This is a genomic window from Pseudomonadota bacterium (genome assembly GCA_039028155.1).
Classification (GTDB): domain Bacteria; phylum Pseudomonadota; class Alphaproteobacteria; order SP197; family SP197; genus JANQGO01.
This window is the reverse complement of sequence record JBCCIS010000009.1, coordinates 38,639-56,571: the sequence shown is the minus strand read 5'-3', so window position 1 is coordinate 56,571 and position 17,933 is coordinate 38,639. Positions and strand designations below refer to the sequence as shown.

The window sequence follows — 17,933 nt, the reverse complement described above, 5'->3', positions numbered from 1 at the left end:
GTCAGACTGGTCGCGGTGCCGCGCCGGGAGATGTGGCCTGGACGTTCTGCCTCACATCCATCTGTCGGCGAACGAGATCATCGAAGATCATGCAGAAGAGCTCCCGCTCGGACGTAATGTCGAGCTTGGAATAGAGCCGGTGCTTGTGGTTGCGAACCGTGCCGGCGCTGATGCTGAGTGCGTCGGCGATGCGGGCCGTGGGCTCGCCGGTCAACAGCCGTGACACGATGTCGACTTCGCGCTGGGTCAGATCATGGCTAATGGCGAACTGGGCCCGCCAGTCCTCGGCCGGCAGGTACATGTAGCCGGGCGACACGTGCTCGAACACCACGCATGTGCCACCGGGCGCGATCGCGTTCGACGGCGCAAGCGTCTCCCAATGCAGGATGAACTCCGGCGCGATCCGGCGCGAACCTTGTGCCGACCTGCCGGCCGCCGACACGAAGTCCGCCTCGCTTTCAGGCGTGATGTTCGTGATCCAGTCAGCCGTGCGGAACAGGATATGTCCCCCCGCATCAAGGATCATCATGGCCGCATCCGACTGCTCAAGGGTATAGCCCGTACTCGCACGCAGGCTTTGGTTCACATGAAGCCGGTGGAGCTGGTCCAGGGTCGCGTGGATATCACGCGCTTGTGCTGTATCCGCTGAGGAAAAACCGCGCTCGCCCCGGTCGAGACAAAGCGCGATGCTCACACCGCCAATGGCCGGCAACAGGAACACCAGTTCATCGCGTATGCGCGCGGTGTTGAACATCTCATCATGGAACAATGTGTCCTGAGCGTTCTGGCGTAACTCATCGAAGGTAATGACCGCTTCCGACGTTCCGCGCCGGACCATGCGAAGCAGCGGGTCAATCCGGTAAAAGGTCTTCAGATAACTCGCGACGGCCTGCTCCGTCATCGAGCGATTGACAAGGAATTTCGGCTTCGCGTAGCGGGCATAGCGGATCACCAGCCACCGGTTGCAGCCGAAGAACTGAGCTACGCCTTCTGCAAGGCTGTCATAGAAACCGTCCCCGCCGACCCGTTCGAGAACCGATGCAAGGCCTGTGACAAGCTCCCGATAGCCGTCCGAGGAGGGTTGTTGCCGACCTTCCGTAATGTGTTTTGCGCGATCCACGAAAACAGCATAACCGTCTGAAATCCCAGTGCAAAGTCGGTGCCGCAGGGAGATCGACGAACAACGGAATGACAGTTGTCACCATTGAGTTTCGCCGTCCCGATCGTTCTTCTTGGGATTTGGTCCAACCGAGGAGAGCCTATGCCTCACCACGACGGTGACCACGCGCCGGAAGCACGCCGAAGCGACACAATCGACCATGTCCGTCACGGGACGATCTGTTAGACACTCTTGGCCGACGAAAAAGACGCTCTCTCTCGCCGGCTTCGCCACATTGCCTATTGATCACCTTTTTCTTCCAACACGCCAGCAGCAGGAGACATAGACATGCCCGCCCCAAAAATCTCTGATAGTGAGTTCGCCGATCGCCGCCGTCGCGCGCAGGATCTGGCTAAGGAGATGGGGCTAGACGCCCTTGTTGTCTGGTCGCGCAGCGGCCACTCCGTGGAGGCCTATGGCGATCTCTACTATCTCACCAACTTTCTCTCGCTGTTCCCTTGCGTGCCCGACCGTGCCACCTGGTCGAGCCGTGGTCACGGCGCCCTGATCCTGCCGGTGGACGGTGAGGCCATCCTGATCACCGATTATCTTGATGATCCCGAGGACAGGATAAAGGTCACGGATGTGCGCCTGTCCATCGACCTTGCCGCCGGTGTGGCCGACGTTCTGCGCGACACAGGGCTTCTGGACAAGCGGTTGGGCATGGTGGGCATGATGTCGTTCCTGGTCAGCGCGCAAAAGCGCATGGAAAGCCGCGCCGGACAGAAGATCGAGTTCATCGACGCGGACAACATTCTCGATCGGCTGCGGCTGATCAAGAGCCCGGCCGAAATCGCGCAGATGCGCTGGTCGGCGGGTGTCGGGGTCAAATGGATGGACGCAACGATGGGTGCGGTCGTCGAGGGCAACACCGAAGGCGATGCCGTGGGTGCGGGCCTCAGGGTGCTGGCTGCGAATGGCGGCACGCAACAGGATATCGCGATCGCGAGCGGGCCCAATTCGATCCGCTACATGGGCAGTTCCGGCATGCCGCATTGGAACGTGACGCGTCCGCTAGAGACGGGCGACCTCGTTCATATCGATCAGTGGGGTCCCGTCGACGGCTACTACACGGACTTCGCCCGTTCGACGGTCGTTGGTGGCAAACCGAACGACGGCCAGCGCGAGCTTCTGGACGGCAACGTCGCGCTTATTCATCACATCATCGATGGAATTCAGCCTGGCCAGACAACATTCGGCGATCTCTACAAACGTGGCTCGCGCTGGCTGGACGACAACGGTTTCGCCAACCACAAGACGACCGGCGACGAAACCAACATGTTCAGCCAGCTCTTTCCCTGCTTCGGCCACGCCCTCGGCCTCGGCATCGACGGACCCTGGATAACCGAAGACGAGACGACCGTCGTCGAGCCGAACATGACGCTTGCTGTGGAGGCGGTGATCAGCAAGCCGCGCGTCGGTGCGTCGAACTTTGAGGAGAATATTCTGGTAAGGGAAACCGGTGCGGAAATCCTGACCGACGGCTGCGAAAGCAAGCGCTGGGGCTGATTTCCGCCGGTGAGGGCCACGCCAGCTCACCCTTTTCTTTAGGGCGAGGCTGGCCGGCTCTTATCTCGCGAGGGCCGCTTGCTGCGTCGACTCAACCCGATGCCGCCTGCTTCATCTCCTCCAGCCGCGCCAGCGCCAGCTCTCGCGACGGGAACATGTCGGGATCGAACCCGTCGGGCTGTGCCGAGGCGCCGGACCCCTCGTCCGATGGATCCGGTTCGGTGTAGCGCACCGTACCGAGCGAGCGGGTGACGTTGACCTTTTTGCCGCGATGGGCGAATGCGACCCAGGCCTCCGGCCAGACCCGACAGTTACGGTAATTGACGATGAAGTACCACTTCCGCCCGGTCGACTCGATCAGCTCGTCGAGGACATCGTAGAACTGATTGACGATCTGATTGCTGCTGAACGCGAAATCGCTGAAGTCGATCTCGATCATGTCGCTGTCGGTCGGGATCTTGATGCGCTCGGCATAGGACTTGTACGCCTCGGGCGTGACATTCTCTTCGGCGGTCGCATGGGCCTTGTGACCGGCGGCATAGACCGACTCGCCGAGTTCCTTGACCGCCTGCTCCAGCCGCGAACAGCCGCGCAGGGCCGTGTCCAGAAAACGCAGACGCTCATCGGGGGCAAGATCAGGAAAGTCACGCAGGATCTCCAACGACCCGCGTAACGCCGTGAGCGGCGCTATGAAGTCCTCCTCTACCTTGGTGTTGAGCGCCAAGGTGGGGTGGGTTGTGCCCTGATCTTCACTCATGATGCCAGTCCCCAGCGATCGCGATCCGATCAGATCGCCAGATACTGTTGGCGCAGATCCGCGTTATCGAGGACCTCCTGCGAGATTCCGTCGAAAACGATGTGACCCATGTCCAGAATGATGGCCCGATCAGCCAGGTGGAGCGCCGCAATGGCGTTCTGTTCGACGATGATCGTGGTGATGCCCAGATCCTTGATCTCTTCGAGCGTGCGTTCGATTTCCTGAACGATGACCGGGGCCAGCCCTTCATAGGGTTCGTCCAGCAGAAGCAGCTTGATGTCGCGCGCCAGGGTGCGCCCGATCGCCAACATCTGCTGTTCGCCGCCCGAGAGCGTCGTGCCTTCCTGCGTCCGACGCTCGCCCAGCCTGGGGAAGAGATCGTAGATACGTTCGATCGACCATCCGTGAGGCGGCGCGATGCGGGCTAACTTCAGGTTCTCTTCAACGGTGAGGCCCTGAATGATGCGCCTGTCCTCCGGCACCAGACCGATGCCGATTTGCGCGGCCTCGTGACTCTTCATCTCGTGGACCGGCTTGTGGTCGAGCCAAATTTCACCATGCATCAGCGCCGGGCTGTCGGCGCGGGCGATCGTGCGCATGGTCGACGTTTTGCCGGCGCCGTTGCGGCCGAGCAGCGCGACGATCTCGCCTTCGCGAATATCGAAGCTGACGCCTTGGACGATATAGCTTTCGCCATAATAGGCATGCAGGTCCCAGGCCGAGAAGAAGGCAGGCGCGCCGCCCTTGCCTCTTACCGGCGCGACACCCGGTACCTTGCCGCCGCTCACGTCGACATTCAGCAACGTATCGTCGCTCATAGGTGTGCTCCTCCAAGGTAGGCTTCCTGGACCTTCGGATCGCCCTTGATCTCGTCAGGCGAGCCCTCGACGATCACGGTGCCCTGCGACATAACGGAGATCCTCTTCGCGAGCGAGAAGACAACATGCATGTCGTGCTCGATGACGATCTTGGTGATGCCGCGCTCGCCAATGCGCTTCAACAGGTCGATCGTGTTGTTGGTGTCGGCGCGGGACATACCGGCCGTCGGTTCGTCGAGCAGCAGAAGGCGCGGCTCCTGAACCAGACACATGGCCAGTTCCAGTCGGCGCTTGTCGCCGCGCGACAGTGAATCGGCGGTGCTGTGGCGCTGATCGGCGAGGCCGACATCGTCCAGAACGTGTTCGGCGCTGGCGATGACATCTTCGTTGTGATCCATCCGCCGCCAGGCATTCAGCACGAAAGCACCGTCGCGTTTGGCGAATGTGGGAATCATCACGTTTTCCAGAAGCGAAAGGTGATCGAAGATCTCGGGCGTCTGGAAAACGCGGCACACACCCATCTGGTTGATCTCGTACGGGTGGCGGTTCAGCAAGGACCGACCGTCGAAATTCACCTCGCCCGTATCCGGTTCAAGACGCCCGACAAAGGTGTTCAGCAGAGTCGACTTGCCCGCGCCGTTCGGGCCGATGATGGCGTGTACCGTGCCTTCCTCGACGTCGAGATTGACGTCGTTCAGCGCCTTCAGTCCGCCGAAGTTCTTGTTGATGTGTTTGACCTCAAGAATTCCCATGACATGCCCTCACTGCGCCGGGGGCCCTGCGGGGGCCGGCTCTGTCACGTCCTCTTTGGTTCGTTTCTTACGCCTAAGCCAGCGTGAGAAGTGCTGACCGCCTTCGACGATGCCGCCTGGAAGGAAGATCACCACGGCCATGAAGATCGCACCCAGCGTCAGCAACCAGCCGTCACCGACGAACATCTGTGCCACGGAGACAATCGCTTGCTGCAACCAGTCCGGCAGGAAACTGAAGAGGTCATTCAGGCCGGCTTCGTTGAGGCGCGAGAAGATGTTCTCGAAGTACTTGATGACGCCGGCGCCAAGCAGTGGTCCGACCAGCGTGCCCGCGCCACCGAGAATGGTCATCAAAACGACCTCGCCGGATGCAAGCCAATACATGCGGTCAGCGCCGGCCAGTGGATCGACGGCCGCCATGAGCCCGCCCGCAAGGCCGGCATACATGCCGGAGATGACAAAGGCGGCCAGTGTGTAGGGCCTGGGGTTGAGGCCGGTGTAGTTCATGCGCCGCTGGTTCGCCTTGACTGCCTTCAGCATCGTGCCGAAGGGGGACCGGAAGATCCGGATCGAGACATAGAAGGCCAACAGCATGAATAGGGCGCAGAGGTAGTACCCGAAGTTGAAGGTGAAGAGCCAGTCGCCCACGCCCCACTCGACGCCGGAGCGCATCTCAATGCCGAAGAAGTTCGCGGCCGGGATGGTGCCGCCCTCGGCGGCGCCCTCGAGAATGCGCGGATCGGCAAGCGACAGCTGAAGGCCGGTTTCGCCGGCGGTGATCGGCGTCAGCACCGAATAGGCCAGCGCGAAGGACATTTGCGCGAACGCCAGTGTCAGGATGGAGAAATAGATGCCCGAGCGTCTGAGACAGATATAGCCGATGACCAGCGAGAAGAGCCCGGCCACGATGACGGACGCCAGGATCGCCGGCACCACGTTCACCGTCAGGAGTTTCATCATCCACACACCGGCATAGGACCCGACACCCAAGAAGGCCGCGTGACCGAACGATAGATAGCCAGTCAAACCAAACAGGATGTTGAAGCCCATGGCGAAGATGCCAAAGATGACGAAGCGCTGCATCAGATCCGGATAGCCGGCGTTGAAGCGCGCCAGCCCTGACGTCTCCGGAAACGGGTTGAGGATAAAGGGCGCCAGGACGACCAGCGCCAGGACAATCAGGAAGAGCGTAATGTCTCGTCGACTTAGTCCAAGCATGCGTCAGTCCTCCATCACGCCTTTTTTGCCCAACAATCCGCGTGGGCGGACAAGCAGGACGATGATCGCCACCAGATAGATGATCACCTGGTTGATCCCCGGGATGAGGTCGATCACGGCGGACATGGAGGCGAAGCTCTCCAGAATGCCGAGCAGAAAGCCCGCCGCCACAGCGCCAGGCAAGCTTCCCATGCCGCCGACGACGACAACGACGAAGCTGAGCACCAGGAAGTTCATGCCCATGTTGTAGTTGGGCGCGACGATGGGCGTGTACATGACGCCGGCCACGCCGGCGACGATGGCGGCCAGCGCGAACATGAAGGTGAAGCGCCGCCCGATATTGATGCCGAGAAGCCCGACCGTCTCGCGGTCGACCATGCCGGCACGCACCACCATGCCGAAGGTCGTGTAGCGCAGGAAGGCAAAGACCCCTGTGATGACGACGGCGGCGAAACAGAAGTAAACAAGCCGCCAGTAGGGATAGATGATGGTGAAGGGTTCAAAGCCGATCAGGACGCCGAAGTCGAACGATCCTTGGAAAGCATCCGGTGCCGGCGTCGCGATCGGGTTCGCGCCATAAAAGTACTTCACGATCTGCTGAAGCACGATGGCGAGACCGAAGGTCACCAGAATCTGTTCGGCGTGCGGTCGCTTGTAGAAATGCTTGATAAGGCCGCGTTCCATGGCGAGGCCCACCAATGCCATGACCGGAATGGCAAGCAGGAGCGCGAGTGGGACCGACCAGTCGATGATCGCCCCGCCGAACTGGGTCCCGAACCATTCCTCGACATAAGGCACATTGACAACGAGTGGGTTGCCAAGGAAGTCCGTGCGCGTCTCGTCGACGACTTCCATCGAGAGCGTGAGCAGCCTGTTCAGCGTGACGGCGCAGAACGCGCCCAGCATGAACAGCGCGCCGTGGGCAAAATTCACGACGCCGAGTGTTCCGAAGATCAGTGTCAGGCCGAGCGCGATCAGCGTGTATGCGCTGCCCTTATCCAGCCCGTTGAGAACCTGCAGGATGATCGCGTCCATCGTCCTTCCCCCCAGAAGGATCCGCCGCCCGGGCGCGGGGCGGCGGCAATGATGTCGTCTACTACCGGATCAGGACGTTAGCGCCCGTCCCGTGGAGCCCGTAAGACCGACTCCCAACCGGCGTACTCGCCGTTTAGAGCAGAACCTGTTTTGATGGGATCGCTTCGCGATTCCGTCAAGGCAAGTGAATCTGCTCTACTCACAAATAGCGAGCGGATTCAAATGGTTAGGTGGAGCTGTCAAACGCTTCCACCTAACCATGATCCGCTCTAGGAGCCTGGGTTGCAGGCGCCGAGATCGCCACCGGCGAACTGCGGGTGGTCATGCGGATACGTGACCTGGTCGACCGGCGTAACCTCGACGATCTCCAAAAGGTCGAACTCGCTATCCGGGTTCTCCTTACCGCGCACGACCAACACGTCCTTGAAGCACTGGTGGTCGTCACCGCGATAGAGCGTGCGGCCGTTGCCCAGGCCGTCGAACTCGAAGTCTTCGAGCGCCTCGACCACGCCGCAGGGATTGAAGGTGCCCGCGCGTTCGACCGCGTCGGCGTAGAGGATCGTCTGGCAATAGGCGGTGTGCGCGGCCTGGCTGGGCGGGAACCCGTACTTTGTGCCGAACGACCGCGAGAAAGCCTGCGAGCCTTCGTCGGTCAGCGACCAATGCCAGTTCGTCGAGCCGAAGATGCCCTTCACGTTCTCACCGGCACCACGCGCCATCAGGCGGGAGTAGAGCGGCACGACGATCTGGAAGTCACGGCCGTCGACCTGGGCATCGCGCAAGCCGAACTGCACCGCGTTGGTCAGCGAGTTCACCATGTCACCGCCGTAGTGCACCAGCACCAGCGTGTCGGCGCCCGACTGCAGAACCGGCGCGATATAGGACGAGAAGTCGCCGGCGCCGAGCGGCGTCAGCACCTTGTTGACGGTCTCCCAACCAACGCCCTCGGTCGCTTCCGAAATCGCCTGTTCGGTCGTGTAACCCCAGTTGTAGTCCGCCGTCAGGTAATAGGCGCGGCGGTCGTTGCCGTAGGCGTTCGCCAGCACAGGAGCCAGAGCGGCGCCGGACATGTAGGAATTGAAGAAGTGGCGGAAACCGTTGCGGCGCCGATCCTTGCCCGTGGTGTCGTTGGCGTGGGTCAGGCCGGCCATGAAGACAACGCCGGCTTCCTGACACAGCGCCTGGACGGCGACGGCCACACCAGACGATGAGCCGCCGGTGATCATGAGCGCGCCGTCTTTTTCGATCATCGACCGGGCGGATGCGCGGGCGGCATCACTCTTGGTCTGGGTGTCGCCGGTGACGAACTCGACCTTTTTGCCCAGGACACCCTGACTGGTCAGGGCTTTGGAACTGAACGTCTCCAGCATACCGTTGTCGGCGCCGGTGCCGTTCAGGTGCTCGACAGCGAGCTCATAGGCGCGCAACTGGTCCGCGCCCTCGTCGGCATACACGCCCGATTGCGGGACGTTGAAACCGAAGGTGACCGTGCTGCCGGTCGGTTCATTGGTGAAATCCGCGGCGCTTGCGCGTCGGGTAAAGATGGTCGGTGCGGCCAAGGCCACGCCTGCTGCTGCACTGCCTTTCAAAAGGCCGCGGCGGCTGGTGAAGGGTTTGCCCATATGAAGCCTCCATTGAGCGTTTCCGAAAAGCCGGTCCGAGAGCAGACGGTTGCTGCTGACATCAACGATGTCGGTTCCGGCCCTGGGAGTTGGTTCCTCCTCGCCCGACCACGCTGACAGCTTCTGTCAAATCATCAACAACTATTTGTTATTGCTAGGTTTTTTTGTAAACTAATTTGCAGAGAAATTTGTTGATTTGCAAATTATTGACAATCGGTCGACAAGCTTCGGAAACCAAAGAGGATTTCTCGGTGCCACAATCCATCCTTGGTGCGCGGATACGCCAAAGACGGCGCGAGCTTGGTGTGACCCAGGCCGACTTGGCGCGGCGGATCGGAATCTCGCCCAGCTATCTGAACCTGATCGAATGGAACAAGCGGCGGATCGCCGGCACGCTGTTGCGCCGTACTGCGCAGGCCTTGGAACTGCCGCTGGATGAGCTGGAGGACGCCTCGGAGCGACGTCTAAGCGAGACGTTGGTCGGACTTGCCCACCATCCCTTGCTGCGCGGGCAAGGTGTCGAGAGCGAGCGAACAAACGAATTGATCGGCCGATTCCCCGGCTGGGCCCGGGGGCTGGGGGCCTTGGCCCGTGCCGAGCGCGAGGCGCAAGCCCGTGTTCAGATCCTTTCCGATCGCCTGTCCAACGACCCTTACTTGGGTGAGATCCTGCACCGCATGCTGACGCGAATCGCCGCTGCGCGTTCGACGACGGAGATTCTGTCGGAGTATCCCGATCTCTCCCAGGATCAGCGCCTTCGGTTCAGTCAGATCGTGCATGACGAAGTCGGCATGCTGTCGGAGGTCGGCGAGGCGTTGGCGGCCTATCTCGAGCGGTCCGACCAGGCGGGCGAGGTTCTGACTCCGGCGGACGAGGTGGAATCCCTCTTCAGGGCGAGAGACAATTGCTTTCGCGAGATTGAAGAGGCGACGCGTCGCCTGACACTCTCGTTGGGCGAACCCCACCCGGACGCCCGCCAGGAGGAAGCCCAGGCGTTGTCGGCAGAGCATTTGGGTGATCTCGCCGACGCTTTGATCGACGATCAGCCGGAAATCAAGACGGCGGCCGCGCGCGGCCGCGCGCGGCGCGCGTTGCTGAGCTATGGCGCCGGGGCGATCGCGATGCCAATGGAGCTCTTCGCCGAACGGGCCGCCGCAGCGCGTTACGACATCGAGGTGCTGGCCGCGCAGTTTTCATCCGGGTTCGAGGCCGTGTGTCGCCGCCTGACGGCGCTGCCAGGTGCTGAGAAGGTGCCGCGTTTCGGATATCTGCGCGCCAACGCCGCCGGCACGATTATCGAGAACCTGGGGCTGCGCGGACTCGCTGTCCCCCGATATGCTGCCGCCTGCCCGCTCTGGGTTCTCTACGGCGCGCAGCAATCTCCCGAGGCCGTCATCCGACAGCGCGTGCTGTTTCCTTCAGGTGAACGTTTCGTCTTTGTCGCCCGGGCCCGTCACAAAGGTCCGAGCGGTTTCGGCAAGCCACGGCACTACGTGACGGACATGGTGGCGATGAAAGAGGAAGAGGCAGGCTATACGGTCTACCAGCCCGAGCCGTCGGCGATCGTCGAGGAGGTCGGCCCGACATGCCGGCTGTGCCCGCGGATATCCTGCCTCCACCGGGTCGAGGACCCCCTGGCCGAGTGACCTTGCCTGGGTGACCTTGAAGTTGGGAATTGCGATAGCGCCAAATTTCCCATCTAATTGAATGCAATGCTCGCGTTAGACGGGCGTCGATAAGGGGAGCATTCGAGAATCCATGGCGAAACGCGTGTTACTGGCAGAGGACGAGCCGAATATCGTTGAGTCCTTGAGGTTTCTCTTGGAGCGGGCGGGCTTTGAGGTGACGGTGAAAACCGATGGTCGGCAAGCGCTTGATGCCGCACTCGACGATGCGCCAGACCTTCTCATTCTCGACGTCATGCTACCTGAACTCAGTGGTTACGAAGTCCTGCGCCACCTTCGTGCGGACCGCCGCGCCGAAACGCTGCCGGTATTGATGCTGACCGCCAAGGGGCAGCGTTCGGACCGCGAGACGGCATTGGAATGCGGCGCCAATCTCTTCATGACGAAGCCGTTCTCTAACTCAGAGATCGTCTCGGCCGTCAAGGAGCTTACTGCCAGCGGCACCGGTTGAGTCGACGGGAAACGGGCCGGTGAGCGAAGCAAAAAACAGCCTTCCCAGCCGCAGCAAGGTTCGCGACCGCTCGGTTGTGCATCTTCTGGTCGGGATCGTGCTCTTGCTGCCGCCGGTCGTCGGTGTCTCGCATATCGACGCCAAACTCGCCGGTGTTCCGGTTCCGCTGCTTTACCTTTTCGGTGTTTGGATTGCGTTGATTGTCGTAGCGCTGATGCTTGCAGGTCCACTGAGCCGCGGTGACAAAACCCCCGCCACCGCAGAAACGACCGACGTCGATACCTAATGCTCTCCGTCGATGTCCTGCTGGCGGTGTGTCTGGGTTACGTGGCGCTGTTGTTCGCCATCGCCTTTGTGGTTGACCGGCGGACGCGCCGCAAACCGATCGCTTGGCTGCAGTCGCCGGTCATCTACACACTTTCCATTTCGGTCTATTGCACCGCATGGACCTTCTACGGCGCGGTCGGTTCAGCCGCCCGGAACGGCCTGGAATTCGTCACCATCTATCTAGGGCCGACATTGGTTTTCATCGGATGGTGGTGGCTGTTGCGCAAGCTGGTGCGGATCGGCCGGGCCAATCGGGTCACGTCGATCGCGGATCTTATCTCGTCGCGCTACGGCAAGAGCTCAGGCCTCGCCGTGCTTGTCACCGCCATCGTGGTAACCGCCACGACGCCCTATATCGCGTTGCAGCTTCAGTCCCTGACCCGCAGCTATCAGGTCATTGACACCAACGCTGACGGCTTGACCACCGCGTTCTGGATCGCCGCCGGTATGGCGCTCTTCACGATCCTGTTCGGCACCCGGAACCTTGACGCGAACGAACGCCATCACGGCGTCGTGGCGGCGATCGCGTTCGAGGCGGTCATCAAGCTGGTCGCGTTGATCTCGGTCGGGTTGTTCGTCACCTATGGTGTTGCCGACGGCCTGTCAGATGTCTTCGCCAATGTCGATGTGGAGGCCCTGGGCGGCGATGACATCTTCGGCCCGCGCTGGGTCGTGCTGATATTCTTATCGGCCACGGCCATCATCTGCCTGCCGCGCCAATTCCAGGTTACCGTGGTCGAGAACATCGACGAAAGCCACCTGAAGACGGCGTCCTGGCTCTTTCCGCTCTACCTGCTTGGCATCTGTATCTTCATCATGCCGATCGCGTTGGTCGGGATGAAGACGATGCCCGATGGGGCCAACCCCGACCTTTACGTGCTGACCATTCCATTGGCCAATCAGCACTATGAGCTGACGCTTCTTGCGTTCCTTGGCGGATTTTCGGCGGCGACATCCATGGTGATCGTCGCCATGATCGCCGTGTCGACGATGGTGTCCAACCACATCGTCATGCCGATTTTCCTTCGGGTGATCGCGTCCGATCGCGCCGTCAGCGGCGACGTTCGCGATCTGCTCTTGACCTCCAGGCGCTTCAGCATCGTCCTCGTGTTGGCGCTGGGTTACCTCTACTTCTGGCTCAGCGGCGGATCGGGTGCCCTGGCCGCAATCGGTCTGATCGCCTTTGTCGGCGTTGCGCAGTTCTTGCCCAGCCTGATCGGCGGTCTGTTCTGGCGTGGCGCGACCCGTGTCGGCGCCATCTCGGGACTTCTGGTCGGCTTTGCCATGTGGGCCTATACGCTGTTTCTGCCGAGCTTCGAGGGGCAGTTCCTGCTCAACACGTCGGTACTCGTCGACGGGCCGTGGGGCATAGAGGCGCTTCGCCCGCATGCGCTCTTCGGGCTGCGCGGACTTGACCCCCTGGTCCATGCGGTCGTCTGGAGTGTCGGACTGAACGCGCTGGTCTTCTTGGTTGTCTCGACCTTGACCCACGCTGGTGCGGTCGAGCGCCTGCAGGCCGGTCAGTTCGTCGATGTGTACCGGACGGGTGATGACACGCCGTCGAGCGTCGCCACCACGTCGGCGGGCGCCGAGGACCTGTACATTCTGGCGCAGAGGATTCTGGGCGCCGATCCTGCCCGGCGCCTGTTCAATGACCTCTCTCGATCGCAAGGGATGACCGGCGATCTGCCGCGTCCCACCGACGCCGTCATCGCCCGCCTGGAACGAGAGCTCTCCGGCTCCATCGGTGCCGCATCGGCACATGCCATGATACAGCGCATAACCGGCCGACAGACGGTCGGCATGACCGAACTGATCGACATTGCCGACGAGACGCAACAGTTGATCGTAACGTCGCGTCAGCTTGCCGAAAAGTCAGAGGAACTGGAGCGCACGGCCGAGGAGCTTCGCAGCGTTAATGAAAAGCTGCGTTCGCTTGATGCGCAAAAGGACGACTTTGTCAGCCAGGTAAGCCATGAGCTGCGCACACCAATGACATCGATACGCTCGTTTTCGGAAATCCTGATGGACGCCGACGACATCTCACCGGAGGACCGGACCCGGTTCGTTTCGATCATCCACGAAGAGAGCCGGCGATTGACGAGTCTTCTCGATGAGCTGCTGGACATGAGCCGCCTTGAAACGGGCGCTGAGGATCTGCCGCTTGCGCCGGTCGATGTATCGGATGCGGTCGTGACGGCGCTCGATGCCGTCATGGGCATGACCCGAAAGGCCGGTGTCGTCGTCGATAGTGATCTGGACGACAACACACCACTTGTCAGCGCTAACGGGGATCGTCTGCGCCAGGTGCTGATGAACATCCTGTCGAACGCCGTGAAGTACAACGACGCGAAAAATCCCAGGATCCACGTTCGAACGGGCGTCGCGGACAAGACTGTCTGGATAGACGTGATTGATAACGGGGGAGGCGTCTCGCGTGAGGACGCGGCCGTGGTGTTCGAGAAGTTCGCCCGTGGTAGCCGCGCCACCCGTGACCGGGGCGCCGGCTTGGGCCTGCCGATCTGCCGGGCGATCATGCGGGCGATGGGTGGCGACGTGACCGTGGAGTTCGCCGACGACGGCACAAGCTTCTTCCGGGTCAGATTGGTTCCCTCCGACGAGCAGGTGTCGGTCAGGCAGATCGCCGGCGACTAGACTGTCGCGGCGACGAGCCGCATCGCCACAGCCCTGAGGATTAAGCGGACCTGCTGCACCTCATGTGGCAAAGTGACGGTCGAAGACACCATGTTCACGCGCGGTAAAGACGATGGATATTGACGATCTTGTTTCGGGCGACGACCGCGCATCGGTCGCGTATGGTATCGAGGCAACGCTGATGGACAGCGGTTATCTCATGCTGAGCGGAAGCCGGTTGCGGTGCATTCGCGATGCCCTGGCCCGTTGGGAAGGATTCACGGCCCTGCCGATTGAAACGCGTCAGAGCTTTCACCACTCGGTTCGCGACGGCGAAGCGGCCGGCGGCTGGTCTCTCATGCGCGAGCACGCGGTTTACACAAGCCACATGCGTGATGCTGAGATGGAGAGCCGCGAACCCAAACAGGAGTACGGCTTCAGCGTCGAAACTGAACGAACGCTGTGGCCTGACGAGCAGGTTTTGCCCGGTTTCGCGGCTGACGTCGCGGCCGCGGCCGGCCTTTGCGATCGTGTTGCTCGTTCCTTGCTGGGTGCTCTCGAATCGGTGTTGGACCGAGAGCCCGGCTTCTTGCGCTACGAGCCCGGCTATGTCGCGCTGAAGCACTACCCGGGCCAGCCGGCCAGCGAGGGTGGCGCGCACGATGCCGGACTTGATGAGCACTCCGATGCCGTGGTTTTCACGATGCTGGCGCAAAGCAGGGAGTCCCTGCAGATCAAGCGCCGCGACGGAAGCTGGTTCACGGTACCGGCTGATCCCGGAGCGAGCCTGTTGGTAATCCCTGGTGACTGGATGGAACTTTTTACCAACGGCAGGATCCCGGCGGTCCGCCATCGTGTGATGGATACGGAGGCATCGCGCACCAGCCTTGCCTTCTTTCAGAACGTCGCGCCGATGACCGTCGGTCCGCTGGACAAGTTCGTCGACGACGCCAACCCGCCGGCCTATCCGTCGGTGTCGAGCGATATCGACTATGTCGGCGGCGAGAGCGGCGTGCCGCGATGGCAGACCGCGTAGGGGCTAGAGCACCCGAGTTCGGTTTCCAACAGTGACATTCCACCGGTCGTCTCAGGCGCTCTGCGTAACATCCAGTTTTTTGTCGCCGCTTGTTGGCGCATAGAGATGGCACGCAACAAAGCCTGTGCCGCAGCGTACCTGTGGCGGCGCCTGGTCTTGGCATGGATTGACGATCTCGGGACAGCGTGGATGGAACGGGCAACCGGTGGGCAAGGCAGCGGGATCTGGAAAGTCCGTCCCGAGTTCGACGTCTTTGAGATCTTGCGTCGGATCGAGGGTCAGTACCGAGTCCAACAGAGCTTTCGTGTAGGGATGGCGCGGTCGAGCGAAGATTTCGCGCGCCGAGTTCTCCTCCACGATCCGTCCGAGATACATCACCGCAACGCGTGACGCCATGTGTTCGATGACGGCGAGATTGTGGGAGATCAGGATATAGGTCAGGCCGAGCTCGTCGCGCAGATCCTGAAGCAGATTCAGGATCTGGGCCTGTACCGAGACATCCAGGGCCGATGTCGGTTCGTCACAGATCAAGATCTCAGGCTGCACGATCAACGCACGGGCGATGGCGACGCGCTGGCGCTGACCGCCTGAAAGGCTGCCTGGCCGGTTATGCAAAACGCGTTTCGGCAGGCCGACGTGATCCAGCATCTCTGCCGCGCGGCGCTCCCGTTCACGTCGATCACCGATACCGTGGACATGGAGCGGCATGGTCAGGATCGACAGAATGCTCTTGCGCGGGTTAAGCGATGCGTTGGGATCCTGAAACACGATCTGGGTTTTTCGCGCCCGTTCCAGGCGGCCCATCCCGGTGACTGCCCGGCCGTCGATCAGGACTGTGCCGGCGCTGGGCGCCTCGAGGCCCAGCAACAGCCGAGCCAGGGTCGACTTGCCGCAACCGGACTCGCCGACCAGGCCCAACACCTGGCCGCGTTCCACGGAAAAGGAGACATCCGAGACGGCGTGTATGGCGATGTCGGCGCCGCGAATGCCCCGGCTGACCCGGTAGTGTCGGGCAAGACCCTGGGCTTCGATCACGGCGCTCATGACGGCGCCGCCGCAACGTGACCATCTGAAGCGTGTGGCGGAAGCACACACCGGTAAGCGTGTGTCGGCGACAGTGACGCGAAGGCAATCGGGGTGCCGCGGCATTGGGCGCGCGCGTGGGGACAGCGATCGGCAAAGGCGCAGCCCTCAAACACGCCGGTCATGGCGGGAACCATACCGGGTATCGTGCCCAATCGGCCTTTGCCGTCTTGACCGGGCAGGCAGTGCATCAGGCCGCGTGTGTAGGGATGACAGGGCCGCGAGAACAGCTCTTCTGTCGTCGCCTGCTCAACGATCTCGCCGGCATACATGACGGCGACTCGATCGGCCATGTGGGCGACGACACCGAGGTCATGGGTAATCAGAACGACTGCCAAGCCCAACTCGCGCTGCAGCCTTTTGAGCAGGGCGAGTACCTGGTTCTGGATCGTGACATCCAGTGCCGTGGTCGGTTCGTCGGCGATTAGAAGGTCCGGTTCGCACATCAACGCCATGGCAATCATCACCCGTTGGCGCAAACCGCCCGATAGCTGGTGGGGAAACTGCTCCAGGCGCCTCTCTGGCGCTGGAATGCCGACCGTCGTCATCAGGTCGATCGCGCGCGCCCGGGCGACCGCGCGCGAGCCGCGACGGTGGCGGCGGTAGATCTCCATCAACTGGTTGCCGATCGTGTAGACCGGGTTCAGCGATGTCATGGGGTCTTGAAAGATCATCGCGATGCGGTTGCCACGCAACCTGCCGAGGATGGCGCGGTTGGCGTCGGTCAGATCTTGGCCGTCAAAGCAGAGCCGCTTTGCGTGCCGCTCGGCACGGTTCGGCAACAATCCCATGAGAGCCAGGGACGTGAGGGACTTGCCGCATCCGGATTCGCCGACGATACAAAGCACCTCCCCCTTGTCGATGGAGAAGTCGACACCACGCACCGCGTGCAATGTCCCCGACGACATCGCGATCTCGACGCGCAGGTCCTGAACCTCCAGAAGACGGCTCACGTCTCGTCCCCCATGCCCATCAGGTCGCGCAAGCCGTCGCCGAACAGGTTAATGCACAGCACGACGATGAAGAGGGCGGCACCGGGAATGTAGAGCAGCCAGGGATCGAAGAAGAGATACTGCCGCGCCTGGGCCAGCATGAGGCCCCAGGACGGTGTCGGTTCCTGAACCCCGAAACCCAGGAACGACAGCGCCGCCTCCAGAAGGATTGCGTTCGCCATCTCGATTGTGCCGACGACCACCACGGCATTGATCAGGTTGGGCAGGATCTCGCCCAGCATGATGCGCGCGTGGGAGCAGCCGACGCTTTTGGCGGCGATGACATAGTCCTGGCCGGCAATCTGCTGGGCGGCGCTTCGGACCACGACGGCGAACCGGTCCCACAAAAATAGCCCGAGCGTGATGATCGTGCCCCAAAGCGACGCGCCGAGGACAACGACGACGGCCATGGCGACAAGAAAGACGGGCAGGGCCAAGCGTGTATTGATGACAAACATGATGACCTGATCAACCCGGCCGCCGAAGTAGCCTGCGACCAAACCCAACGCGGTGCCAATGACGCCGGAAATCAGCATGACCGAGACGCCGATCAGAAGAGCGATGCGCGCGCCATAGATCAGCCGGGACAGGTAGTCGCGGCCGAAACCGTCGGTGCCGAGCAGATGGAATGGGTCATAGCCAGTAAAGAACACCGGCGGCAGCAGCCGCTTCGAAAGGTCCTGCGCATAGGGATCGTGCGGGGCGAGCAGCGGTGCGGCGAGACCGATCACCAGAACCGCCAGCAGCACTGCACCACCGATAAGGGCACTGCCATTGCGTGCGGCGCGGCGGGCAAAGCGTCGGGCGGCGACTGTGCCGCCGGTCCCGTCAAGCATGCTGGTTTGCTCGCTCATG

16 protein-coding genes are annotated in these 17,933 nt (G+C 61.8%); 6 read left to right on the top strand and 10 right to left on the bottom strand.

What is annotated here, in order from left to right:
- Position 1 precedes the first annotated feature (1 nt).
- Complete coding sequence (locus AAF563_06870) at positions 2-1,120, bottom strand: LuxR C-terminal-related transcriptional regulator (protein MEM7120979.1); 1,119 nt, start codon at positions 1,118-1,120, stop codon at positions 2-4.
- Positions 1,121-1,447: 327 nt separating this feature from the next.
- On the opposite strand from AAF563_06870, the gene AAF563_06865 reads away from it, so the two are divergent.
- A complete protein-coding gene (locus AAF563_06865; protein ID MEM7120978.1) occupies positions 1,448-2,668 on the top strand; it encodes a Xaa-Pro peptidase family protein in 1,221 nt (406 codons plus the stop codon).
- 91 nt (positions 2,669-2,759) lie between these two features.
- Here AAF563_06865 and AAF563_06860 read toward each other — a convergent pair whose 3' ends face one another.
- The 6 genes from AAF563_06860 to AAF563_06835 form a co-directional block, all read right to left on the bottom strand.
- Entirely contained in the window at positions 2,760-3,425 is a 666-nt protein-coding gene (locus tag AAF563_06860; protein ID MEM7120977.1) for a hypothetical protein, read from the bottom strand.
- Between the two features lie 29 nt (positions 3,426-3,454).
- The gene (locus AAF563_06855) at positions 3,455-4,243 is read right to left on the bottom strand and encodes an ABC transporter ATP-binding protein (GenBank protein ID MEM7120976.1); all 789 of its coding nucleotides are present in this window, start codon (positions 4,241-4,243) and stop codon (positions 3,455-3,457) included.
- Positions 4,240-4,995 carry an ABC transporter ATP-binding protein gene (locus AAF563_06850; protein ID MEM7120975.1) on the bottom strand — a complete coding sequence of 252 codons (756 nt, stop codon included), beginning with the start codon at positions 4,993-4,995 and terminating at the stop codon, positions 4,240-4,242. Before AAF563_06850 ends, AAF563_06855 begins: the two co-directional genes overlap by 4 nt.
- 9 nt (positions 4,996-5,004) lie before the next feature.
- Positions 5,005-6,213, bottom strand: a complete 1,209-nt coding sequence (locus AAF563_06845; GenBank protein MEM7120974.1) for a branched-chain amino acid ABC transporter permease — start codon at positions 6,211-6,213, stop codon at positions 5,005-5,007.
- 3 nt (positions 6,214-6,216) lie between these two features.
- Entirely contained in the window at positions 6,217-7,248 is a 1,032-nt protein-coding gene (locus AAF563_06840; protein MEM7120973.1) for a branched-chain amino acid ABC transporter permease, read from the bottom strand.
- Between the two features lie 269 nt (positions 7,249-7,517).
- Positions 7,518-8,870 (bottom strand): substrate-binding protein, encoded by a 1,353-nt coding sequence (locus AAF563_06835; protein ID MEM7120972.1) that lies wholly within the window; start codon positions 8,868-8,870, stop codon positions 7,518-7,520.
- Positions 8,871-9,121: 251 nt separating this feature from the next.
- Between AAF563_06835 and AAF563_06830 the strand changes: the two genes are divergently transcribed.
- The 5 genes from AAF563_06830 to AAF563_06810 all read left to right on the top strand — a co-directional run bounded on the left by AAF563_06830 (position 9,122) and on the right by AAF563_06810 (position 15,003).
- Complete coding sequence (locus AAF563_06830) at positions 9,122-10,516, top strand: short-chain fatty acyl-CoA regulator family protein (protein ID MEM7120971.1); 1,395 nt, start codon at positions 9,122-9,124, stop codon at positions 10,514-10,516.
- Positions 10,517-10,628: 112 nt separating this feature from the next.
- A complete protein-coding gene (locus AAF563_06825; protein ID MEM7120970.1) occupies positions 10,629-11,006 on the top strand; it encodes a response regulator in 378 nt (125 codons plus the stop codon).
- Between the two features lie 19 nt (positions 11,007-11,025).
- The gene (locus tag AAF563_06820; GenBank protein MEM7120969.1) at positions 11,026-11,292 is read left to right on the top strand and encodes a hypothetical protein; all 267 of its coding nucleotides are present in this window, start codon (positions 11,026-11,028) and stop codon (positions 11,290-11,292) included.
- The gene (locus AAF563_06815; GenBank protein ID MEM7120968.1) at positions 11,292-13,988 is read left to right on the top strand and encodes a sensor histidine kinase; all 2,697 of its coding nucleotides are present in this window, start codon (positions 11,292-11,294) and stop codon (positions 13,986-13,988) included. Before AAF563_06820 ends, AAF563_06815 begins: the two co-directional genes overlap by 1 nt.
- A 112-nt stretch (positions 13,989-14,100) precedes the next feature.
- Complete coding sequence (locus tag AAF563_06810) at positions 14,101-15,003, top strand: 2OG-Fe(II) oxygenase family protein (protein ID MEM7120967.1); 903 nt, start codon at positions 14,101-14,103, stop codon at positions 15,001-15,003.
- A 51-nt stretch (positions 15,004-15,054) separates the two neighbouring features.
- Here AAF563_06810 and AAF563_06805 read toward each other — a convergent pair whose 3' ends face one another.
- The 3 genes from AAF563_06805 to AAF563_06795 are packed head-to-tail and all read right to left on the bottom strand — an operon-like array spanning position 15,055 to position 17,932.
- Entirely contained in the window at positions 15,055-16,047 is a 993-nt protein-coding gene (locus AAF563_06805; protein MEM7120966.1) for an oligopeptide/dipeptide ABC transporter ATP-binding protein, read from the bottom strand.
- Positions 16,044-17,039: an ABC transporter ATP-binding protein gene (locus tag AAF563_06800; GenBank protein MEM7120965.1), complete on the bottom strand. Its 996-nt coding sequence runs from the start codon at positions 17,037-17,039 to the stop codon at positions 16,044-16,046. Before AAF563_06800 ends, AAF563_06805 begins: the two co-directional genes overlap by 4 nt.
- On the bottom strand, positions 17,036-17,932 hold the full coding sequence (locus AAF563_06795) for an ABC transporter permease (GenBank protein MEM7120964.1): 897 nt from the start codon (positions 17,930-17,932) through the stop codon (positions 17,036-17,038). Before AAF563_06795 ends, AAF563_06800 begins: the two co-directional genes overlap by 4 nt.
- Position 17,933: the final 1 nt, after the last annotated feature.